This window comes from Acinetobacter sp. YH12251 (genome assembly GCF_013417465.1).
GTDB lineage: Bacteria > Pseudomonadota > Gammaproteobacteria > Pseudomonadales > Moraxellaceae > Acinetobacter > Acinetobacter amyesii.
The window spans coordinates 241660-263171 of record NZ_VPDZ01000003.1; the positions used below are offsets into that span (position 1 = coordinate 241660).

At 43.1% G+C, this 21512-nt stretch carries 20 protein-coding genes; 11 read left to right on the plus strand and 9 right to left on the minus strand.

Annotated elements, in window-relative coordinates; genetic code table 11:
- The first annotated feature begins 53 nt into the window (after positions 1-53).
- The 4 genes from xerD to thrC all read left to right on the plus strand — a co-directional run bounded on the left by xerD (position 54) and on the right by thrC (position 4517).
- On the plus strand, positions 54-971 hold the full coding sequence (xerD, locus tag FTV27_RS04405; RefSeq protein WP_180077175.1) for a site-specific tyrosine recombinase XerD: 918 nt from the start codon (positions 54-56) through the stop codon (positions 969-971).
- A gap of 96 nt (positions 972-1067) precedes the next feature.
- On the plus strand, positions 1068-1880 hold the full coding sequence (locus FTV27_RS04410) for a DsbC family protein (RefSeq protein WP_078189446.1): 813 nt from the start codon (positions 1068-1070) through the stop codon (positions 1878-1880).
- A gap of 130 nt (positions 1881-2010) precedes the next feature.
- Positions 2011-3315: a homoserine dehydrogenase gene (locus FTV27_RS04415; RefSeq protein ID WP_078192857.1), complete on the plus strand. Its 1305-nt coding sequence runs from the start codon at positions 2011-2013 to the stop codon at positions 3313-3315.
- A gap of 62 nt (positions 3316-3377) precedes the next feature.
- The gene (thrC, locus tag FTV27_RS04420) at positions 3378-4517 is read left to right on the plus strand and encodes a threonine synthase (RefSeq protein ID WP_078189447.1); all 1140 of its coding nucleotides are present in this window, start codon (positions 3378-3380) and stop codon (positions 4515-4517) included.
- Between the two features lie 122 nt (positions 4518-4639).
- Here the strand turns inward: thrC and FTV27_RS04425 are convergent, their stop codons facing one another.
- Positions 4640-5689: a serine hydrolase gene (locus tag FTV27_RS04425; protein ID WP_180077229.1), complete on the minus strand. Its 1050-nt coding sequence runs from the start codon at positions 5687-5689 to the stop codon at positions 4640-4642.
- 212 nt (positions 5690-5901) lie between these two features.
- Here FTV27_RS04425 and FTV27_RS04430 point away from each other — a divergent pair, with 212 nt between their 5' ends.
- Genes FTV27_RS04430 through FTV27_RS04440 form a run of 3 tightly spaced genes read left to right on the plus strand, consistent with a single transcriptional unit; the run spans position 5902 to position 9572 of the window.
- On the plus strand, positions 5902-6537 hold the full coding sequence (locus FTV27_RS04430; protein ID WP_111884856.1) for a response regulator: 636 nt from the start codon (positions 5902-5904) through the stop codon (positions 6535-6537).
- Positions 6538-6559: 22 nt separating this feature from the next.
- Positions 6560-8125: a PAS domain-containing sensor histidine kinase gene (locus FTV27_RS04435; RefSeq protein ID WP_180077176.1), complete on the plus strand. Its 1566-nt coding sequence runs from the start codon at positions 6560-6562 to the stop codon at positions 8123-8125.
- Between the two features lie 19 nt (positions 8126-8144).
- Positions 8145-9572: a sigma-54 dependent transcriptional regulator gene (locus tag FTV27_RS04440; protein ID WP_180077177.1), complete on the plus strand. Its 1428-nt coding sequence runs from the start codon at positions 8145-8147 to the stop codon at positions 9570-9572.
- Positions 9573-9594: 22 nt separating this feature from the next.
- On the opposite strand, the gene FTV27_RS04445 is transcribed toward FTV27_RS04440, so the two are convergent.
- The 4 genes from FTV27_RS04445 to lptF form a co-directional block, all read right to left on the minus strand.
- Positions 9595-10770, minus strand: a complete 1176-nt coding sequence (locus tag FTV27_RS04445) for a S41 family peptidase (protein ID WP_180077178.1) — start codon at positions 10768-10770, stop codon at positions 9595-9597.
- Positions 10771-10787: 17 nt separating this feature from the next.
- Positions 10788-12335: a 2,3-bisphosphoglycerate-independent phosphoglycerate mutase gene (gene gpmI, locus FTV27_RS04450; RefSeq protein WP_180077179.1), complete on the minus strand. Its 1548-nt coding sequence runs from the start codon at positions 12333-12335 to the stop codon at positions 10788-10790.
- Between the two features lie 122 nt (positions 12336-12457).
- Positions 12458-13528, minus strand: a complete 1071-nt coding sequence (gene lptG / locus FTV27_RS04455; RefSeq protein WP_180077180.1) for an LPS export ABC transporter permease LptG — start codon at positions 13526-13528, stop codon at positions 12458-12460.
- Position 13529: 1 nt separating this feature from the next.
- On the minus strand, positions 13530-14630 hold the full coding sequence (lptF, locus tag FTV27_RS04460; protein ID WP_180022073.1) for an LPS export ABC transporter permease LptF: 1101 nt from the start codon (positions 14628-14630) through the stop codon (positions 13530-13532).
- 159 nt (positions 14631-14789) lie between these two features.
- Between lptF and FTV27_RS04465 the strand changes: the two genes are divergently transcribed.
- The 4 genes from FTV27_RS04465 (at position 14790) to FTV27_RS04480 (ending at position 17677) form a co-directional block, all read left to right on the plus strand.
- Complete coding sequence (locus tag FTV27_RS04465) at positions 14790-16238, plus strand: leucyl aminopeptidase (RefSeq protein WP_180077181.1); 1449 nt, start codon at positions 14790-14792, stop codon at positions 16236-16238.
- Positions 16231-16638 (plus strand): DNA polymerase III subunit chi, encoded by a 408-nt coding sequence (locus FTV27_RS04470; protein ID WP_078189457.1) that lies wholly within the window; start codon positions 16231-16233, stop codon positions 16636-16638. Before FTV27_RS04465 ends, FTV27_RS04470 begins: the two co-directional genes overlap by 8 nt.
- A gap of 39 nt (positions 16639-16677) precedes the next feature.
- Positions 16678-17316, plus strand: a complete 639-nt coding sequence (locus tag FTV27_RS04475) for a hypothetical protein (protein ID WP_180077183.1) — start codon at positions 16678-16680, stop codon at positions 17314-17316.
- Between the two features lie 142 nt (positions 17317-17458).
- Positions 17459-17677 carry a hypothetical protein gene (locus FTV27_RS04480; RefSeq protein ID WP_180035948.1) on the plus strand — a complete coding sequence of 73 codons (219 nt, stop codon included), beginning with the start codon at positions 17459-17461 and terminating at the stop codon, positions 17675-17677.
- Between the two features lie 62 nt (positions 17678-17739).
- On the opposite strand, the gene FTV27_RS04485 is transcribed toward FTV27_RS04480, so the two are convergent.
- The 4 genes from FTV27_RS04485 to ribD form a co-directional block, all read right to left on the minus strand.
- On the minus strand, positions 17740-18285 hold the full coding sequence (locus FTV27_RS04485; RefSeq protein WP_078189460.1) for a VTT domain-containing protein: 546 nt from the start codon (positions 18283-18285) through the stop codon (positions 17740-17742).
- 112 nt (positions 18286-18397) lie between these two features.
- Positions 18398-19057, minus strand: coding sequence for a riboflavin synthase (locus FTV27_RS04490; RefSeq protein WP_078192598.1), 660 nt, complete (start codon positions 19055-19057; stop codon positions 18398-18400).
- A 33-nt stretch (positions 19058-19090) separates the two neighbouring features.
- Entirely contained in the window at positions 19091-20383 is a 1293-nt protein-coding gene (locus tag FTV27_RS04495; protein ID WP_078189462.1) for a DNA adenine methylase, read from the minus strand.
- Positions 20380-21483, minus strand: a complete 1104-nt coding sequence (ribD, locus tag FTV27_RS04500; protein WP_180077184.1) for a bifunctional diaminohydroxyphosphoribosylaminopyrimidine deaminase/5-amino-6-(5-phosphoribosylamino)uracil reductase RibD — start codon at positions 21481-21483, stop codon at positions 20380-20382. Before ribD ends, FTV27_RS04495 begins: the two co-directional genes overlap by 4 nt.
- Positions 21484-21512 lie beyond the last annotated feature (29 nt).

Sequence of the window (21512 nt, forward strand, 5' to 3'; positions counted from 1 at the left end):
CATTGCATTAAACCATTGTGATTTCTTGGTTTAATTTCGAAAATGAGCGGCACATGTTAAATAAAAAACCACGTATTCCAACCCCAGTCCAAATTCCAGAATCACTCAGTTTTTTACACGGATATCGTGATGATTTAATAGCTCAAACCGTCAGTCCACATACACGAAATGCATATTTATCTGATTTAATTCAATGCAGTGAATGTCATACGCATGTCATGACTGATTGGAGCAGTGACGACATTTCAGATGTCTTGCTCAGCCTGACTAAACAAGGAAAAAGCCCTCGCTCGATCGCCCGCTCACTTTCTGCACTGCGTTCATTTTTCAAGTTCTTGCGTGAACAAAAAATACGCAGTGACAATCCTGTTGCAATCCATAAAACACCCAAATTGGGTCGTGCCCTACCAAAGGATTTATCTGAAGCAGATGTTGAAGCCCTGATTAATGCCCCAGACCTCAACACCGCATTGGGTCTACGTGATCGTGCCATGCTCGAAGTGCTGTATGCCTGTGGTTTACGTGTCTCTGAGTTATTAAATTTAAGATTAGAACTGATCAATCTTAAACAAGGCTATTTACGAATTACCGGTAAAGGCAATAAAGAACGCTTAGTCCCTTTAGGACAAATGGCGGTGGAATGGATCGAGAAGTATTTAGCTGAAGCACGTCCCGTTTTATACAAAAGTGCAACCGATGCTTTATTTCTCACTCAACTTGGTGGAATGATGAGTCGCCAAAACTTTTGGTACGCGATTAAACGCTATGCGCTCATTGCAGGCATTCAAGCCGAATTATCACCACATACCTTACGCCACGCCTTTGCCACGCATTTGCTCAACCACGGTGCCGACTTACGTGTCGTGCAGATGCTGCTCGGCCACAGTGACTTATCCACCACACAAATTTATACCCATGTTGCGCAGGTTCGTATGCAAAAATTACATTCAGATTATCATCCGAGAGCTTAACGGCAGGAAATATCAGACCAAGAAGTTCTATTGTGCCCGATATTTTTTGCTATGCTTACTCACCTGTTTGATAAAGCTAAAAGAAAAGGGTTGTTTATGTTATTTACCCGTTCAAAAATTTTTCTCGCATCGACACTTGTTGCCAGTATGGCGTTAGTGGCTTGTTCTAATTCAAATAATGACGAAAAGAAAGATGCGACATTAACGGCAAGTACGCCAGCAACTGGTGAAGCTTCGAATTTATCTGAACGTAATGCTCAGCAGCGTTTAATTGATACTTTGCAATCTAATCTGCAAAAAGCCAATATCAATGCCAAAGTCACTGGGGTGAAAGCGACTGAAGTTCCTAATTTGTTTTGGGTAAGCTTTGAAGGCATGCCTGCGGTCTATGCTACAGCTGATGGTAAATACATTTTCCAAGGCGACGTGGTTCGTTTAGGTGAAAAACAACTCTTTAATGTAGGCGATACCCTACAAGCAGAGGCCAACAAAAAATTATTTGATCAATTAAAAACTGAAGACCTACTGATTTATAAAGCCAAAGGTAAAACCAAACACGTGGTTTATGTGTTTACCGATGTTAGCTGTCCTTATTGCCATAAATTACATGAACAAATGGATGATATTAATGCCCGTGGCATTGAAGTCCGTTATATCGCTTGGCCACGTGGTGAACAACACATGCCAATGATGGAAACTATCTGGTGTAGCAAAGACCGTCGTGCCGCATTTGATAAAGCCATTGCCGGTGAGCAAATCGAGCCAGCATCATGTAAAAACCCAGTGCGCAGCATGTATGAAATGGGTCTAAATATTGGTGTGAATGGTACGCCAGCGATCTATAACGCAGAAGGCAAACACATCGGTGCTTACATGTCGGCTTCCGAACTTGAAAGTGCGCTTAAATAACTAATTTTTATAGGCTAAATGAATGTTTTTTATGGGTGGGAATAAAGTGATTTCTACCCTAGAGTCCGAACGTTTTTTTAGCTATGATCTAAACTCACTTAAAGCAATGATGAAATAAATGGAGTGTGACGTGAAACCAGTTCGTCTGGCAATCCTCGGTCTTGGTACTGTGGGTGGTGGTGCCCTTAAACTACTAAAAGAAAATGCTGCTGAGATTAAACGTCGCACCGGTCGTGAAATTGAAATTACCCATGTGGGTACGCGTCGCCCTCGTCCTGATTTAGAACTGCCTGCTTCAGTGAAGCAAAGTGCTGATTTATTGGATATCGTCCGTCAACCCGATGTAGACGTTGTAGTTGAAGTTATGGGCGGCATTCACCCTGCGTATGAAGTGATTCGTGAAGCAATCGTTCATGGCAAACAAGTGGTCACAGCCAACAAAGCTTTATTAGCTGAACACGGTAATGAATTATTTAAATTGGCCGATGATCATCACGTTCAGATTGCTTATGAAGCAGCTGTCGCAGGTGGTATCCCAATTATTAAAGTCCTCCGTGAGGGTTTGGCAGCCAATAAAATTGACTGGCTTGCAGGTATCATTAACGGTACTGGTAACTTTATCCTGACTGAAATGCGTGAAAAAGGTCGTGCCTTTGCAGACGTTCTCAAAGAAGCGCAAGAACTCGGTTATGCAGAAGCAGATCCAACATTCGACGTCGAAGGAATCGATGCAGCGCACAAGTTAACATTGCTGGCTTCTATTGCTTTTGGTATCCCACTCCAATTTGACAAAGTCTTCACTGAAGGCATCAGCAAAGTTACTGCGCAAGATGTCAAATATGCTGAAGACCTTGGTTTCCGTATTAAACATTTAGGTATTGCACGTCGTGCTGCAACGGGCATTGAACTTCGTGTTCATCCAACGCTGATCCCTGAAGACCAACTGATTGCCAATGTAAATGGCGTTAAAAATGCCGTATTAGTTCAAGCCAATGCCGTTGGTCCAACGCTTTACTATGGCGCAGGTGCAGGTGCAGGCCCGACCGCATCAGCCGTGGTTGCCGACGTTGTCGATATTGTCCGTGACATCTCATATACCGAAGATGGCGCAGGTACAATTCCGCAGCTTGCTTTTGAAGCACTGACCGATTTACCAATTCTTCCGCGTGAAGAAATGACCACTGGATACTACATCCGTATTAATGCCGAAGATCAAACAGGCGTTCTTGCTGATGTCACTACGATTTTAAGCCGTGCAGGAATTAGCATCGATGCGATCATGCAACAGCCGCGCTTAAAAGACCTTATTCCTATCGTGATTCTGACTGATCCAGTCAAAGAATCTAAAATGGATGAAGCCCTTCAACAAATTCAAGCATTGCCTGTCATTCATGGCGAAATTGTACGAATTCGTTTAGAATCGCTTGATAATTAATCGGGTCGAGGGGAATATTTCAGTTCCTCTCGCCAAGCTCTACACACAATTGGAACATCATCATGTCTAATGCCAATCGTTATACTGGTTTAGTTGACCGCTATCGCGACCGTTTACCCGTATCTGCAACTACTCGCGCAATTTCTTTGGGCGAAGGTAATACGCCACTGATTAAGCTTGAGAATATTCCACGCATTATTGGCAAAAATGTTGAAATTTATGTGAAGTACGAGGGCTTAAACCCGACTGGTTCATTTAAAGACCGTGGTATGACCATGGCCGTAACAAAAGCAGTGGAAGCAGGCTCAAAAGCGATTATCTGTGCCTCTACAGGTAACACATCTGCTGCCGCAGCGGCTTATGCTGCACGTGCGGGTATTAAAGCCTTTGTGCTCATCCCAGAAGGCAAAATTGCCATGGGTAAAATGGCACAAGCGATGATGTATGGCGCGGTAACGATGCAAATCCATGGTAACTTCGATGACGGTATGCGTCTTGTAAAAGAAGTTGCGGATCAAGCACCAGTTACGATTGTAAACTCAATCAACCCATACCGTCTGCAAGGTCAAAAAACCATTGCTTACGAAATCGTTGACGAATTAGGTCGTGCACCAGACTACCACTGCCTACCTGTAGGTAATGCGGGTAACATCACAGCACATTGGATGGGTTATACCGAAGCTGTGGCGAATCAGCCTAAAGAAGAATTTGTACAAGTAGTTTATGATCCTGAAACTGATCAATTCACAGGTCCAAAACCTGCGGGTCTACCAACAATGGTGGGTTACCAAGCTGCTGGCGCGGCACCATTCCTACGCGGCGCACCTGTAGAAAACCCTGAAACCGTAGCAACTGCGATCCGTATTGGTAACCCACAAAGCTGGAATCATGCTAAAGCAGTAGTCCGCGACTCAGAAGGCTGGTTCGATGAACTTCAAGATGCTGAAATCTTAGAAGCACAGCGTCTACTGTCTATGTACGAAGGTGTATTCGTAGAACCTGCTTCTGCAGCGTCTATCGGTGGCGCGATTCGTGACATCAAAGCAGGTAAAATTGCTGAAGGTTCTGTGATCGTATGTACTGTAACAGGTAACGGTTTAAAAGATCCTGACACTGCCATCAAGCAATGCCAAGATGCCGTGATGTTGTCGATTGATGCAACTATGGATCAAGTTCGCGATTCAATTCTGTCAAATATGTAATTCATATGCTGACTAAATAAAAAAGCCCTGCTCTTGCAGGGCTTTTTATATCTTGCATTCACTTCAGCATTTAAACGTTGAGTAAATCCAAATACTGAAAGAATGAAAAATCTGAAATCTTATTAAATACGTTTTGGTAACTGGCTCGCCCAATTCATTAAACGAGTCGCATCATTGGTTCGTGCAACTGAAGAATCCGCACCCAATAACACCACCACCGCTGGACGGTTATTCAATGTGGTATGCATCACCACACAGCGTCCTGCTTCATTAATAAATCCAGTTTTTGAAATATTAATATTCCAACCACCATTACGCACTAAAGCATTGGTATTGTTTGATTTCAACACGCGGTAGCCCAAATTAAAATCATAACTTGGTGTGGTTGAAAATTGGCGGATCAAACCATACTGCGAAGCGGTATTCACCAAAATACCTAAGTCACGTGCCGAAGCAACATTGCCTGGATGCAAGCCAGTCGATTCCATATAATGAGTCGAGTTCATTCCTAATGAGCGTGCTTTCGCATTCATCGCTGAAATAAATGCAGAACGACCACCTGGATAAGTACGTGCTAATGCCGAAGCCGCTGGATTTTCAGACTTCATTAAAGCAAACAGCAATGCTTCTGCGCGGTTCATACTGTCGCCAGCACGAAGTGTTGAACTTGAGCTTTTACAACCTGAACATGAGAAATCAGACTGTTGTAAGATAATCTTTTCAGACATGTTTAATCGGGCATCTGAAATCACTACTGCTGTCATGAGTTTGGTAATTGATGCAATCGGTAAAGCGGTATTGCTATTTTTGCTATATAGCACTTCACCAGTTTGACCATCCATAACCAGTGCTGCACGCGCATTTACAGAGGGCTGTCCTGCGTATTGATTGGTATCAATAATACGGACCGTTTTCGATGGTGCTGTCTGTACCACACCGCCTGTACTACGTACAGAAGTAGTCACTTTCGTTGACCCTTGAGGAGATGGCTCTTCAGCGCTATAAGACACGTCACCGTTGAGTAACTGGTTTGCATCTTCAGATGACCAGCTAATATTTGACTGCTGATTTGCAGCACTATTCATCACAATTTCAGCAGAACTGAAACTGCTCATACTGAATAAAATTGACATGCCCAAAACGTGCATGAAGGATTTATTTAATTTTTTCACCATTGCTCACTCAACTCAGGATACTAAACATTTGCGCAAGACCAGCAATATGCCGTACATTGGTCACAACTACGAACATTTTTTGCTCACACATTGTGTATGAAGTTTTTCATTTCATATAAGAATAGGATTGCTAATTTTGTCGTTTCATTGCAAGCTTATTTTGCTTTATGTAACAAAAAAAACAGATTTTGATTTGAGGGAGAGTGTAGGTGATCACAGTTTTGGTGGTAGATGACCATGAATTAGTCCGTACTGGTATTTGCCGTATGCTCGAAGACCATGCAGATATCCAAGTCATTGGACAAGCCGAATCTGGTGAAGATGCGATTACACTTGTTCGCCAACACCATCCAAATGTTGTTTTATTAGATGTCAATATGCCGGGGATCGGGGGGGTAGAAACCACACGTCGCCTACTTCAAACAGCGCCAGATACAAAAGTCCTCGCCGTCAGTGGACTTGCTGAAGAACCCTACCCGTCTTTATTGTTAAAAGCAGGTGCCAAAGGCTATATCACCAAAGGTGCACCAGTTAATGAAATGGTCCGTGCGATTAATAAAGTGATGCAAGGCGGCAAATATTTCAGTGCAGACATTGCAGAACAACTGGCCAGCTCATATTTGTCTGATACACAACAATCACCTTTCGACGCCCTGTCTGAACGTGAAATGCAAGTTGCCATGATGGTGGTCAATTGTATAAGTGCACAAGAAATTTCCGATAAATTATTCGTTAGTGTTAAAACAGTGAATACCTACCGTTACCGCATTTTTGAAAAACTGAATATTGATAGTGATGTCAAACTAACTCACTTGGCAATTCGCTACGGGTTAATCAAACCTTAACACCACGTACATCCAGCTACTTATGACACAGCGTTCAATTCATAGTGAATTGAACCAGTATCATTTGGGCCTTTGGTACAGTGCTTATCGCTTTATCATCAGTGCCTGTCTGTTACTGGTCTTTTTACTGACCTACACTCAATTCACTTCAGATTATGAAAACCCACGTTTATACCTATATGTATTGACGATTTATTTGCTGTTTACCAGCATTCAATTCATGTCACTTGGACGTTTCAAAGTCCGTATTCCAAACCAGTTACTGCTGTTATTCATTGTAGATGTCATTTCGCTGAGCTTACTGACCTTAGCCATCGATGGACCCAATTTACATTTGAGTTTGCTGTTTGTGATTACGATTTTTGCAGCGTCCCTATTATTAGATGCCCAAAAAGCTTTGGTCATTACCCTCATCGCTGTGATCTGTGTGGTATATCAACTGTTTTTAGGTTCAATTCTTGAATTTACCTCACTTAAAAATTTAACCAACAGTGCGATTTTGGCTTTTTTATTTTGTGTAGTGTATGGCAGTGCGCAAATTGCCGTGAAACGTTTCCAGTTATTGGAAAATCTGAATTTTTCGCAATCCTTAGAGCTCCATCGGCTACAAAACATTAATCGCTATATTTTAGAGCAGATTGACACGGGCTATTTAGTATTGGATGAAAACTGTCATGTAGTGCTGAGTAATCCTGCTGCTTGCCATTTACTCGGCATGCCAAATTCTTATCATCATGACCAATATCCGCTGTATACCACGCAGCCCGATTTATTTGAATTACTCAAATTTGAAGATTTAAAAAGTGGTGAAAAATTCCAATTTGAATCCCAACAAAGCCAATACCACATTCAGGTACTGGTACAAAAACTCGTTGTGCCGCATCAAATGCTGACCTTGCTGATTTTACAAGATGCACAAAAACTCAATCAGCAGGTGCAACAACTAAAATTAGCCGCTTTAGGGCAACTCTCCGCCAGTATTGCACATGAAATTCGTAATCCTTTAGCGGCGATTGTGCATGCCAATGATTTATATCCGCAAAGTGATACCGAACAACAGCACATGTTGAATCATATGATTTCACGTCAAGCGGTGCGGATTGACCGAATTATTCAAGACACCCTAAATATGGTGCGTAATAAGGAAACCCATCCGACTCGTCTAAATCTAGAACAATTTTTACCGCTGTTCCTGCAAGAAGATCTGGCAGACATTCAACAGAACATACGGCTCAATGTGCAAGCCAAAACCTTGATCGATTTTGATGAGGCACAGTTCAGACAAATTTTAATCAACCTAATTCGTAATGCGATTCGCCATAACAATCCAGACATGTCGTATATCGAAGTGGTGGCGCGTACAGATCAGAAAAAAGTCCAGATCGATGTCCGAGATTTCGGTCATGGGGTTGCTTTACAAAACCGCGCACAGTTATTTCAACCATTTTTTAGTACCGAAATCACTGGAACTGGTTTAGGATTATATCTTGCTCATAGCTTCTGTGAAGCGAATCAAGCACAGCTTTCCTATGTAGAACAAAAACAGGGAGCTTGCTTTAGGATTGAGTGCTTACAAGCTGTTATTTAATTGTTTTTAGGGGAAAACTGTGGATTCACAACCACTGGTATTGTTAGTTGATGACGAAGAAGACTTATGTATGCTGATGCAAATGTCTTTATCAAGGATGGGGGTTAAAACGCATGTTGCACATCGCCTCGACGAAGCTAAAAAAGCCTTGTCTACCTATAGCTACGATGCCTGCCTAACCGATCTCAACTTACCCGATGGTAATGGTCTACAGCTCTTAGATTGGATGAATGAACACTGTCCTGCCCTTCCAGTTGCTGTGCTAACAGCCTATGGCAACATGGACATTGCCATTGCCGCATTAAAGGCGGGAGCTTTCGACTTTGTCAGCAAACCGATCAATCCAAAACATCTTGAACAACTGCTACAAAAAGCCCTGAATAAGCCTTTGGCTGAAGACATTACTTCGCAAGATGCTTTAGAACATAAAATGTTGATTGGTGAATCGCTCCCAATCCAGCAATTGCGTCGAACTCTAAAGAAAATTGCACGTTCACAAGCACCTGTTTTTATTACGGGTGAATCTGGTACGGGTAAAGAGGTCGTGGCCAATTTGGTTCACCGTTTAAGCAACCGTAATGAAGGACCCTTTATTGCCATTAACTGCGGGGCAATTCCCACAGAGTTAATGGAAAGTGAACTTTTTGGCCATAAAAAAGGCAGCTTTAGTGGTGCCACCCAAGACAAACAAGGTCTGATTCAATCTGCACATGGTGGTAGCTTATTTCTGGATGAAATTGCCGAATTACCTTTAGCCATGCAAGTTAAACTACTACGTGCGGTACAGGAAAAACGTATTCGCCCTGTAGGTTCAGACTGTGAAATTGACGTTGATTTCCGTGTGATCAGTGCCAGTCATCAGGACTTAGAAGCTCTTGTCCAACAAGGTCGATTCCGCCAAGATTTATTTTTCCGCATCCATGTGATGGATTTAGTGTTGCCTGCCTTACGTGAGCGTGGCGACGATATCCTCTTATTGGCGCAACATTTTATTCAAAAAATTAGCCATGAATGGGAAATTGCCACTAAGCCTCTGACTGAACGTGCGAAAAATTTCCTACTCAGCCAATATTATCCGGGTAATGTTCGTGAACTCCGCAATATTATCGAACGTGCTATGACCCTCTGCGATGATGATCAAATTGACCTTCAACATCTGCAAAGTGCGCCATTAAGACAGCCGAGTGCTCAGTTCAATTCCACTCCAACAACGAATGATTCTGCGCAGCTGGGTGCAAACAGCAACGAACAGAGTGTGGTCCCTCGCAAACTGCCTGAAGAAGGTTTAGAGCTCTTTTTAGAAAATATCGAAAAAGAAGTGCTCATGAATGCGTTGAATTTGACTCACTGGAACAGAACCCTTGCCGCAAAAAAATTAGGCATGTCATTCCGTTCATTGCGCTATCGTTTGAAAAAATTCGGTTTAGATACCGAAGACGAAGAGTAAAAGCTTTCCAGCGTATTGCTGTTTATTTTTGATTCAGCAATAACTCTGCAACATGATCGACATAGTGGTCTTCACGTGCATCATGTTGCAGCGGATAGTTATAGTCGGGCTGTACCCCAATTCCTTCAATCATTTTGCCATTCGGTGTCAGATATTGCGACACAGTCATTTGTAAAGCCGCACCATTACTCAATGGAAATAGTTTTTGAACCACACCTTTACCATAACTTTTCTCACCCGCCACCCATGCACGTTTATGCTCTTTTAATGCTGCGGTAAAGACCTCTGCGGCAGAAGCAGAACGATTGTTGATTAAGATGCCGACTTTCATATTTTGAAATTCAAAACTTGGTAAAGCCTGAAATTGTTGGTCACCCTCAGATCGGCTTCGAGTCGACACAATAATGCCCTGATTCAAAAATAAATCGGCAGACTCTACTGCTGCGGACAGTAACCCCCCAGGGTTATTTCTTAAATCAAACAATACCGCTTTGACACGCGAACCATGACTTTCAATCAAACGCTTTATTTCATTGGCTGTATCTTGTTGAAAAACTTTAACGTGTAAAACTAAAACCTGATTATTTAATAATTTAGATTCTATATCTGTTTCAACTTTAGTGTTTCTGACCAAATTGACCGGTTGACTTGCAGTTATCAATTGTAGATTCAGCGTTGAGCCTATACTGCCGGTGAGTAGGTGTCGCACTTGATCTTGATTGAGTTTTTTGAGTTCTTGATCATCAATTTTAAACACCGCCGCGCCATTTTTCAGACCTAGTTTTGCTGAATCGGCATCAGGCTTTAAATTGGTGATGACCCATTGCTGTAAACCTGCATCAAAGCGCAAATTGAAATCGACACTCGCAATATCCCCTTCGGTGTATTGCAAAAGCTGCTTATAGTCTTCAGGTGAAAGATATCGTGAATAACGGTCTAAACCACTGACCATGCCTTTGATGGCTTGTTGGAATAATGCATCGTCATTTTTTTCAACTACATAATTTTCTTTGACAATGCCGTAGATTTGAACAAATTGTTGGATCGATTCGACAGGTACTTCGGCATAACTTTGTTCATAGCTGCCATCAAACTCATCGAAAGCCGACTTTGCTTTGTCGACTCCCCCTGTCGAATGACTAGAACACAGCAGCAAGGCTGTAAGGCTTACAACTGACGTCCAGTGTGCTTTAGTCATTCACGCTTCCTTACATTTTAAGCTTCAAGAGTAATCAAGTTACGACCTTGCATTTCTGTTGGTACAGGAATGTGCATAAGCGTTAACATTGTCGGCGCTACGTCAGCCAAAACACCACCTTCTGCAATTGTTGCATTGGTCGGACCAACATAGATAAACGGCACAAGTTCAGTGGTATGTTGAGTATGCACCTGACCACTTTGGTAATCCTGCATTTGCTCTACGTTACCATGATCGGCGGTCACTAACATGTGACCTTTATTTGCCATCACAGCTTCATATACACGACCTAGGCACGTGTCTACAGCTTCAACTGCTTTGACTGCTGCATCAAATACACCAGTATGTCCGACCATATCACCATTGGCATAGTTCACCACCAGTAAGTCGTACTCACCTGAATTAATTGCGGCAACCAATTCATCAGTGACTTCATAAGCGCTCATTTCTGGTTTTAAATCATAAGTCGCAACGTTTGGTGATGGAATCAAAATACGTTTTTCACCCGGATATTCATCTTCACGTCCACCACTGAAGAAGAAGGTCACGTGTGCATATTTTTCAGTTTCAGCAATACGAAGTTGTGTTTTACCCAAATTAGACAGGTATTCACCAATCGAGTTATGCAACGCTTCTGGCATATAAGCCACAGGTGCATCAATTGTTGCTTGGTAACGTGTCAACATGACAAATTTTGATAAAGCAGGAACCACTTTACGTTCAAAACCTGCAAAATCTTTTTCCACAAAAGCTTTGGTAATTTCACGCGCACGGTCAGCACGGAAGTTCATAAAGACAACGCTATCACCATCTTGGATCGGTGCTAAATCACCAATACGCGTCGCTTTCACAAACTCATCTGATTCTTCAGCAGCATAAGCCTGCTCTAGACCTTCAACAGCAGTCGCTGCTGTACGCACTGCTTCACCTTCAGTTAAAAGACGATAGGCTTGCTCAACACGATCCCAACGGTTGTCACGATCCATTGCAAAGTAACGACCAATCATGGTGGCAATACGACCTTGACCCGGATACTGAGCAAACAGCGCATCTAATTTTTCAAGCGAAGGTTGTGCGCTTTTTGGTGGCGTATCACGACCATCAAGGAATGCATGAAGATAAACTTTTGCACCGCGTTTTAATGCCAATTCAGCCATCGCCACAATGTGATCTTCATGTGAATGCACGCCACCTTCAGACAATAAGCCCATGATGTGCACTGCACCATTGGCAGCTTTGGCTTTTTCAACCGCATCAACTAAAACATCATGTTCAAAGAATGCACCGGTACGAATATCTTTGGTAATACGAGTAAAGTCTTGATACAGCACACGTCCTGCACCAAGGTTCATGTGGCCCACTTCAGAGTTACCCATTTGTCCATCAGGTAAACCAACGTCTTCGCCAGAGCCTGAAATCAATCCATGCGGATGCTTTTCCTGCATTGCAGTCAAGTTTGGTCGTTTTGCTGCTAAAAAGGCATTGTCCTCGACCGCTTCGCGATGACCCACACCATCCATAATTACTAATACGTGTGGGATTTTGCCAGCAGTTGCATCCGTCATAATGAACACTCTTTCGTTTATAAATTAATCATACTATCTTACCGAATTTTCGGTGAAGACTCTATGTGACAACCATGGTTTATCTAGGTCATCAACATTGTTTTACTCAATCTTGCATGCACTTAACGTGCGCGGTGCAGCAGGTAACCACCCGCTACAAACATCAAAATAATCGGTATAAAGACGAACCATGCAGGCGATGGTGCGTACACCAAACTTGCATAACCTAAGAAATCTTGTAAGTAGTAAAAGCCCAGTCCAGCAAATAAGGCAATCACCAAGCGGAAACCCATCGACTGTTGACGTAAAGGTCCAAAAATAAATGAACACGCAATTACCACCAAGGCAATTAAAGCAAAGGGCGAACCAAACTTTTGCCAAAACGCCAATTGGTAAGTTTTCGGGACTTGGCTATATTCATGCATATAGCTCATAAAGCTCACCAATTGACTCGGTGATAAATCTTCAGGGTCAATGGTAACCATATGCACATATTTAGGTTGCAACGCCAATGAAAGCGGCTGTTCAGCATTTTGCTTCGCTACAGCATCACCCGTCGCTAATAGATCCACTTGGGTTGAATTTTGCAGCGACCAAGAACCATTTTGGACAAAATTCCCTTGCTCCGCATCCAAAGTGCCTCGCAAACGATATTTTTCATCAAAATCAACAACCTGAACATCTTTAATTTGACCTTGCGAATTGGCATAGTCAATATAAATAAAGCGCTGACCTTCACGCGACCAATAGCCTTTGACTTCACCCAACTCAGCCGCAGTGCGGTGACTTTTGACGCTTTTGGCTTGTTCATTGGTATAGGGAATGACCCATTCGCTTAATGCAAAGGATAAAACCACCAAAATGAGTGCCGAACGAATCACCCAGCCCACAATCCGCCAAAGGCTGATGCCGACCGAACGCATGACAATCAATTCACTGTTTGAAGCTAGAGTCCCTAAACCCAATACCGCGCCAATCAAGGCTGAAATCGGTAAAATTTCATATAAATAATTCGGTGAACTCCATAACACATACTGCAAAGCATTCCATGCGTTATAACCTTCTTTCAGCGAGCCCAATTCACCTAAATAAGTAAAAAGCACTTGTAAGCCAGCCAATACCGCGGTCGCACCAAGCATGGCTAAAGCAGTAGTTTTGGTCACATGTTTTGCAACTATACGACGTGCCAACATTTTAAGACCTCACTCGCTGAATTTGTTTCTTAATTTTGGGCGCTAATTTTTGTTTACGCGAGAACAATGCTGCTGCAATGCCGTAAATCACTAAGACCAGTGGATAAGCCCAGATACCCATTTCATCTTTACTGATCCGCGTTTTGATCGCCATTAAAGCCACGATTAAACTGGCAAAAATAAGTAAGGCGGGGAACAGTTTTAGGTAACGCCCTTGACGAGGACTGACCTCAGACAAAGCGGTGGCAAGCAATAACGCCACCAAAATAGCGAACGGCACAAAGATTCGCCAACCAAGTTCACTGGCAACCACAGGATCATGACGGTTATCCCATAACTTCGAGGTTGGTAAAGCTTCTACTTCAGTACTTTCAAATTTTGCTTCTTTATCATTTTCTAAACGTAAACGATAACTTTGGAATTCTGCTTGAGAATAACGCGGTTGCCCCGGATAAATTTCGTAACGGCGACCTTCAACTAGGTCAACCACATTGGCATTGTCATCGGGCACTTCAACACGCGTGGCTTCTTTCGCCAAAATAATGACATCGGGTTTACCCTCTTTTTCTGCACGTTGATAGAAGAAAATATCTTTTAAGTTTTTACGGTCTTCTGACAAGTCGCCTGCATAAATAGTATAGGGCCCAGAGGAAATAAACTCTTTTGGTCGAACCAAGTCAAAGCCTGTTCGTACAGCTTGTGAAGTCGTTAATGCTTCAAACTGACGGATGCCCCAAGGCGACGCCCACAGCATCAAAAATGCTTGAACAGCCATAAAAACCACGGTCATCGGCACCAATAAACGTGACAATTGATTGCGACTGACACCACTACCATTGAGCACAGCCATTTCATGATCGACATACAGACGACCAAAGACCAACATCAGACCAATAAAGAAACCGAGTGGAAGAATTAAAGTTAAAAACTCAGGCAAACGGTAGCCAATGATGCTAAATAAAATACTTGCATCTAAACGACCCTGCGCCGCCACACCAAAGTACTTGATCAAACGACCACCCATCATGATCAAGGTCAATAAGGCAATCACAACCAGTGATGTCGACACCACTTGCTTGACCAGATAACGCCGAATAATCAAATTAATTCTTCCAAAAATAGGGCCAATAAAAACTAGCGTTAGTTTACCCGAATGTAGAAAATATAAAACCTATACCCTTGTTGCTCATTGAAACTCTATTCATATAAATGTTTCAATGGTTTAATGGTTTATAAATTTAAAAAGGCATAAATACCGCACATGAAACTTTCTATTAATACGTCATTCCAAGCGAATGCGTCCAGCCAATATTTGTTGATATTAGTAGATTCTGAGCACGTTACAAATGCAGCTACTTCATATCAAATCAATGATTTAGATAATCTAATTGAAGCAACTCAATTTAAAGCAGCACTCAATGAAAGCCTGCCTTTGGTGGCGAACATTGCCGCTTGTCGCAATAGCGCTCTTTTAGGCCTTGGCAAAGTTGCTGAATTACAGGTCAATAAATTTGCAAAAATTGCACAAACCATTATTAAAGCGTCACAAAAAAAATTCAAACAGATCAGTGTCGATATCTCTGCTCTACCACAAGAACAACATTATTTATTTGCACTTAGCCTGACCCAAGCGGCTTATGCATTTGATGAATACAAGTCTAAGAAAAATGAATTTGTTTTGGAGCAGATCCATTTAATCGCTGCTGAAAGTCCATTAACCACTGCACAGCTTGAATTAATTTCTGCAGTGCAATCAGGTCAAAGTTTTACTCGTGACCTAGGTAACCGTCCGGGCAATATCTGCTTCCCTGAATATTTGGCCGAACAAGCTCAAGCGCTTGCAGCTGAATTTCCGGATCAACTCAAAGTGAATGTACTCGATGAACAGCAAATGGCTGATCTCGGTATGGGTGCTTTCCTTGCTGTGAGCAAAGGTTCTGACCGTCCAGGCCGTATTATTACCATCGAATACCTTTCAAATCGTGAAGAAGCACCTGTGGTGCTTGTTGGTAAAGGCGTGACTTTTGATACTGGTGGTATCTCACTTAAACCGGGTGCAGGCATGGACGAAATGAAATTCGACATGTGCGGTTCTGCATCAGTTTTGGGTACCATCCGTGCGCTGTGTGAAGCGAAATTACCGATTCATGTAGTCGGCGCAATTGCTGCTGCAGAAAACATGCCATCTGGTCATGCCACTCGCCCAGGTGATATCGTGACGACCATGAGCGGTCAAACCGTTGAAATTTTAAATACCGATGCCGAAGGTCGTTTGGTGCTGTGCGATACCTTGACCTATGTAAAACGATTTAACCCTGCACTGGTGATTGATATTGCAACCCTCACTGGTGCATGTGTCGTAGCACTGGGTTCAGTCCTCACCGGTATGTTCACTCCGGATGATGAACTTGCGGCTGAATTGACTGCTGCGGGTCAACACAGCTTTGACCGCGTATGGCGCATGCCAGTAATTGAAGATTATCAAGAACAACTTGATTCTCCATTTGCAGATATTGCCAACATTGGTGGTCCAAAAGCAGGCTCTGTGACCGCTGCATGCTTCCTTCAACGCTTTACGCGTGAATACCGTTGGGCGCATTTAGACATTGCTGGGACTGCATGGAACTCTGGTGCAAATAAAGGCGCAACAGGTCGTCCTGTGCCATTATTAATGCAATTCTTAGCGAATCGTGCTCAAGCGAATGGCTAAAGTTAGCTTTTATTTATTTGAAAAAAGTCCTGAACGACAAGTCGAAAGCACTTGTCGTTTATGCCGTAAGATCCTGCGTCAGCCTGTACGTATTTGGCTACATTGTGCTGACCCAGACTTACAGCAACAACTTGATGAACGCCTGTGGAGTTTCGATCACACAGGTTTCATTCCCCATGGTATCGATCAAGCCGAGGCAACGGTCTGTATTTCTGCCCAATTGCCTGAGCAAGCCGACTGGATTGTGTTTAATTTTAACGATCAAGCACTTGAACAGTTCGCAAGTTTTAGTCACATTATCGAAATTATTGAAAATAACGAACCCGCTAAAATTATCGGGCGTGAAAAATATAAACAATATCGACGTTTGGGCGTTCAACCGCAGACCCATAAACTTTAACGTGATATTGGTTTTACCCTATTTGCAAGGAGGTGCACCATGGCATTGAATGTCGGTCCAGACTTTAAACAGCGCTGGTTAAAAGTACCTGAAGCTATTCGTCAGACCTTTATTGATGACCTTGGTCGCGTTTGCGATGTACTCAATCCCAGTACAGACATTCAACACTGGCTGGTCAATGACCAACAGCAACAGCAAGTGTCTTTTGACAAAATTGAGTCTGCTTATGCAGATTTGAAAGCACAGCTGATTGAAGATGCTCGTATTCGCAAACAGTTGGCTTTAGAAAAAGCCTTAGAAGAAAAACGTGAAGCTGAACAAGCCTATGCAGAACAACTGAGACGCGACGAAGAGTTACGCTTTGCTGCACAAACGCAAGCGCTCACCATGATGCAGCATAATCTTGATCGTGAAGTACAACACTATGCCGCTCGCTATCATAAAAACCCTGAAACGGGTTTAGCGGGATTAAGCCAAAGCTTATCGGTGAGCGAAGGACAAATGTTGTCAGAACTTGAAAGTGTACGCGTGCGTTTGGAACTTGAGGCAGAAACGCAAATCGAAATGGCAGTCAGTGATTTTCGTGCAAAATTGAAAGCTGCCGCACAAGAAGAAATTGACTATATCTTAGAAAACTCCAATTTTTCGACAGAATCTACATCTTCCCAAGCATCTTAAGCCGTGCATCGAAATCTGGTCACTGTCATTAAACTGACATGTATTTGCAACATGATGTTCATATGGCTGAAGCATTGTCCCTCAAAACACAATGCTTCAGGCATCCTAAAGATATAATCATGCATCCAGATGGGAATTCAATATGGACATCATTCACCAGATTACCCAGAAAATATCCTCTTTATCTGCTGGAGAACAATGGGACATTCGTGCCAAAGATCTTTGGCTGAGTCATTCAGACTTTCACAGTATTTCGGTGTATCTCAGCCGTGAATCAGAAAAAGGTGGTTTTAGCATTCAGCAACTGCCCCGCAGCTCGATTTTTCAAACCCTTGATGTGGTGACCGTTACAAAACACTAAGTTGTCATCGACTCCATAAAAAAAGCCCACAACAGTGGGCTTTTTCTCAGTCTAAGTTTGGCTTAGACCAAATCTGCAACTGCAGAAACGGTATGTCCTAGGAAATAACCAATACCAAGTAATAATCCAATCCAGATGAAACCACCCAGCACGTTATAAAACATAAATGTACCGAGGCTCATGCGTGCAGATCCAGCAGCAAAAGGCGCAAAAGAACGTACAAAAGGTACAAAGCGTGCGACTAAAATCGTTTTACCACCATGCTTCATAAAATATTTATTGGTTTTCACCATATATTCGGGCTTAAAGTAACGTGTGTGCTTATTAAAGTACTTAATGCCTAGCACGCTGCCCGTGTAGTAATTGACGCAGTAGCCCAAGACCGATGCGACAAATAACATCAGCCCCATGGTGTGTAAATGCACCACTTCCGTCGTTGAGCATAATGCGCCGATGGCAAGCAATAGGCTGTCTCCCGGCAGGAAGAACATAAATACTGAACCCGTTTCTGAAAATATCACCAGAAATAAAATGGCATAAATCCACACACCATAATTTTCCAATAACATGGGTAACCACTGTTCCAGATTCAGTAAGAAATCAATCATTATCACCTGTCTGATTATTCATCATATATGTCATTCCGCGACGCATTATCACCAAAAATAAAAAAACAGTCTAATTTTTCAATCAGACTGTTTGGTTTTCTTCGGTATCAACTTATTTCAAGAAGCCATTTTCAGCGAGAAAATCTAAGCTAATTTTAGATTGCGCTGTGGTCTCAGCGGCTTTATCACCAAGCAATAAACGCTCAATATAACGTGCTAAAACATCCACTTCCAAGTTCACTTTAGCCCCAGCCTTCCACGTACCGATATTGGTTCGTTCAGCCGTGTGCGGAATTAAATTTAAACTCAGCACATTGCCACGTAAATGGTTAATTGTCAGGCTAATACCATCCACGGTCACAGAGCCTTTTTCCGCTAAATAGCGTGCAATTTCTTTCGGTGCGGTCACTTCAAAATAAATAGAACGCGCATCTGAACGAACTTGAGTGATTTCACCTACTGCATCGACATGACCACTGACAATATGTCCACCAAAACGCGTGGTGGGTAACATGGCTTTTTCCACATTCACCGCCTGCCCTGCTTTCCAGTGTTCCAAGGTGGTCCGATTTAAACTTTCACGTGAAACATCGGCTGCATACCAATTACTGCCAAAGTCGATCACGGTTAAGCAAATGCCATTGGTGGCAATAGAATCCCCCAAATGCACATCCGACATGTCTAAATCTGTCTGGATACGCAAGCGGACATCGCCACCCACGTTTTGAATGCTTTCAACTTTACCTAGACTTTCAATAATGCCTGTAAACATGTTCAATCCCTGAAAAATATGGGGCGATGATTTTTACCACAAATCAAGTTGCGTACTCACACCAGAGGTATCGACACCACCTAATTCTGCAAAATGGTGCAATTGACTCAACAACTGACGGATTGGTGGACCTGATTTGGCATGCGTATCCGTGATGACAATAAACTCTAGTACGCGTGCACGTTCAGACTGACGCTGCTTACTCACGCGGTAACGTGGTACATCTTGCGTCAATAAGCTTACTCTGCCACGTTTTAAATTGGCTTGTAACAAATCTGTGGCGCTGATATTACCATCGGTTGAATAGCTCGTCAGGATGTAACGTGCATTGATGGTTTCTAATAATTTTTCATAGGCTTCTTTCGCATGCTTCGAAGAATTATACGGACTTGGACGTTCTTTACGCCATGCACGGTCGATTCCGCTCTTAAAGCCTTTGGTGTCTGGTGTTGGTAAATCCACCTGATCCCATAACGTTAAGGCATTCAACACATGGTAGTTACTGCTGTAAGCGTGCTGGTTATATGGTGGATCGAGATAAGCCACATCTACTTCAAAGCCACTCATTTGATTAGCCAAATGCTGTGCGTCGACACACCACATTTCAGCGGCGGGTTTTTTCGGATCACCAATTTCACAAAAACGACTTGGAGTCAGCCATAACAATGAGCCGATACGATCTAAGGCCGCTTGGGTTTTACCGCCCCAACCATGATGGAAACTTTTAAATACACCGCTGGTATTGCTGACAAAACTTGCTGAATACAATAACGGCGCTAACAAAGCACTCATTTCCACATCATCAATCGCGCCTTGAGCTTGCCAAGTTGCAATTTGCTGACGAATCGCATCGATACGCATACCGTTACGGCGTTTAAAGAATAAACGGTCACGTGCCGGATCGTAGATTTCATCATTACGTGGACACAAGTTATGGGTCACCCAACCTTTAACTTCTGGCAAACGGTTCAGATAATCAATCGCTTTCTGATAGCCACCCAACTCTTTAAACGCTGGTGCTTCAACACAAGAGAGAATCGCGCTGTTCAAGGCATGGCTGTAGGGTTCCCAGTCATTGGCAATAACACGATAGCCGTTTTGACGAGCCAACCGTGATACCACACCCGAACCTGCAAAAAAGTCTGCAAATATCGGCGCACGACCATCTTCGCGTTTTAAGGTTCCCGTTTGCTCAAGTGCTTCTAAAATCAGATGTAATAGACGGCGTTTGTTTCCTAAATAAGGAACCAACTGATGGAAAAGATATTCGTCTGTGGTACGAGCCGCATGACGACGTTTGTGATAAACCGTAGACTCTGAATTCATAGCGTCTCTTGAGAAGGGATTAACCTTAAGCGAATGTCATCACCCAATTGAGTGACATCTTTCAGCTTAAATCGAAGCTGCTCTGCCATGCGGTCAAATTCCGCATTAAACATCGCACGTGCTGACTGACCCAACAAGGTCGGTGCAACATAACTGATCATTTCATCGATCAAATGTTCTTGTAAGAAAGCGGTCGAAAGTGTCGCACCAGCTTCCACAAGGACATCATAAATTTGGAACTGTTGAACGCATGCTGCTAACAGATCGGCCAAAGGCTGAATTTCAAATTGTACCACGCCCAAGTCAGCAAGTTCCTGACGATATGGCCCCATGACCATCACGGTTTCAGGTTGCTGCAATATTTTTGCGCTTAATGGCAAGCGGCCTTGGCGATCTAGCACGATACGTTTCGGCTGAACCACGCTTCGCATATCAACAGCATCATCGAGTTGACGTACGTTGAGTAAGCAATCATCTGCTAATACTGTTTCAATCCCAGTAATCACAGCACCTGATATCGCACGCCAATGCTGTACATCTTGTCGCGCCATTGCACCGGTAATCCATTTAGACTCACCCGAGGCCATGGCAGTACGCCCATCCAGGCTCGATGCGACTTTGAGCCGGACATAAGGCATGCCCGTCGCCATGGCTTTTAAAAAGCCCGAGTTCAATTGATGCGCTTCTGCTTCACAAATACCTGTGATCACTTCAATGCCAGCATCACGTAGGATTTGTACACCTTTACCCGCAACCAATGGATTCGGATCGGGACATGCTACAACGACTTGAGCAACACCTGCTTCTACCAAACCTTTGGCACAAGGTGGCGTACGTCCATAGTGTGCGCAAGGCTCTAAAGTCACATAAGCGGTTGCACCACGTGCGGCCTCACCTGCATCACGCATTGCAAAGACTTCGGCATGCGGCTGACCCGCTTTGGGATGAAAGCCTTCACCAACCAATTGACCGTCTTTGACAATTACACAGCCCACATTGGGATTGGGACGAGTGCTGTATTGCCCCTGCTGTGCCAATGCAATTGCACACCGCATCCACTGTTGATGCTGCTGCAAAGGCACTTGATCTAACTCAGACATGTAATCACTCATGATAAAAATGGAAGCAG

Bases quoted from the DNA above. Each gene is read 5' to 3' on its own strand.
- xerD (WP_180077175.1), top strand. From the start codon at position 54: ATGTTAAATAAAAAACCACGTATTCCAACCCCAGTCCAAATTCCAGAA.
- FTV27_RS04410 (WP_078189446.1), top strand. From the start codon at position 1,068: ATGTTATTTACCCGTTCAAAAATTTTTCTCGCATCGACACTTGTTGCC.
- thrC (WP_078189447.1), top strand. From the start codon at position 3,378: ATGTCTAATGCCAATCGTTATACTGGTTTAGTTGACCGCTATCGCGAC.
- FTV27_RS04435 (WP_180077176.1), top strand. From the start codon at position 6,560: ATGACACAGCGTTCAATTCATAGTGAATTGAACCAGTATCATTTGGGC.
- FTV27_RS04445 (WP_180077178.1), bottom strand. From the start codon at position 10,770: ATGACTAAAGCACACTGGACGTCAGTTGTAAGCCTTACAGCCTTGCTG.
- gpmI (WP_180077179.1), bottom strand. From the start codon at position 12,335: ATGACGGATGCAACTGCTGGCAAAATCCCACACGTATTAGTAATTATG.
- lptG (WP_180077180.1), bottom strand. From the start codon at position 13,528: ATGTTGGCACGTCGTATAGTTGCAAAACATGTGACCAAAACTACTGCT.
- FTV27_RS04465 (WP_180077181.1), top strand. From the start codon at position 14,790: ATGAAACTTTCTATTAATACGTCATTCCAAGCGAATGCGTCCAGCCAA.
- FTV27_RS04470 (WP_078189457.1), top strand. From the start codon at position 16,231: ATGGCTAAAGTTAGCTTTTATTTATTTGAAAAAAGTCCTGAACGACAA.
- FTV27_RS04475 (WP_180077183.1), top strand. From the start codon at position 16,678: ATGGCATTGAATGTCGGTCCAGACTTTAAACAGCGCTGGTTAAAAGTA.
- FTV27_RS04480 (WP_180035948.1), top strand. From the start codon at position 17,459: ATGGACATCATTCACCAGATTACCCAGAAAATATCCTCTTTATCTGCT.
- FTV27_RS04485 (WP_078189460.1), bottom strand. From the start codon at position 18,285: ATGATTGATTTCTTACTGAATCTGGAACAGTGGTTACCCATGTTATTG.
- FTV27_RS04490 (WP_078192598.1), bottom strand. From the start codon at position 19,057: ATGTTTACAGGCATTATTGAAAGTCTAGGTAAAGTTGAAAGCATTCAA.
- FTV27_RS04495 (WP_078189462.1), bottom strand. From the start codon at position 20,383: ATGAATTCAGAGTCTACGGTTTATCACAAACGTCGTCATGCGGCTCGT.
- ribD (WP_180077184.1), bottom strand. From the start codon at position 21,483: ATGTCTGAGTTAGATCAAGTGCCTTTGCAGCAGCATCAACAGTGGATG.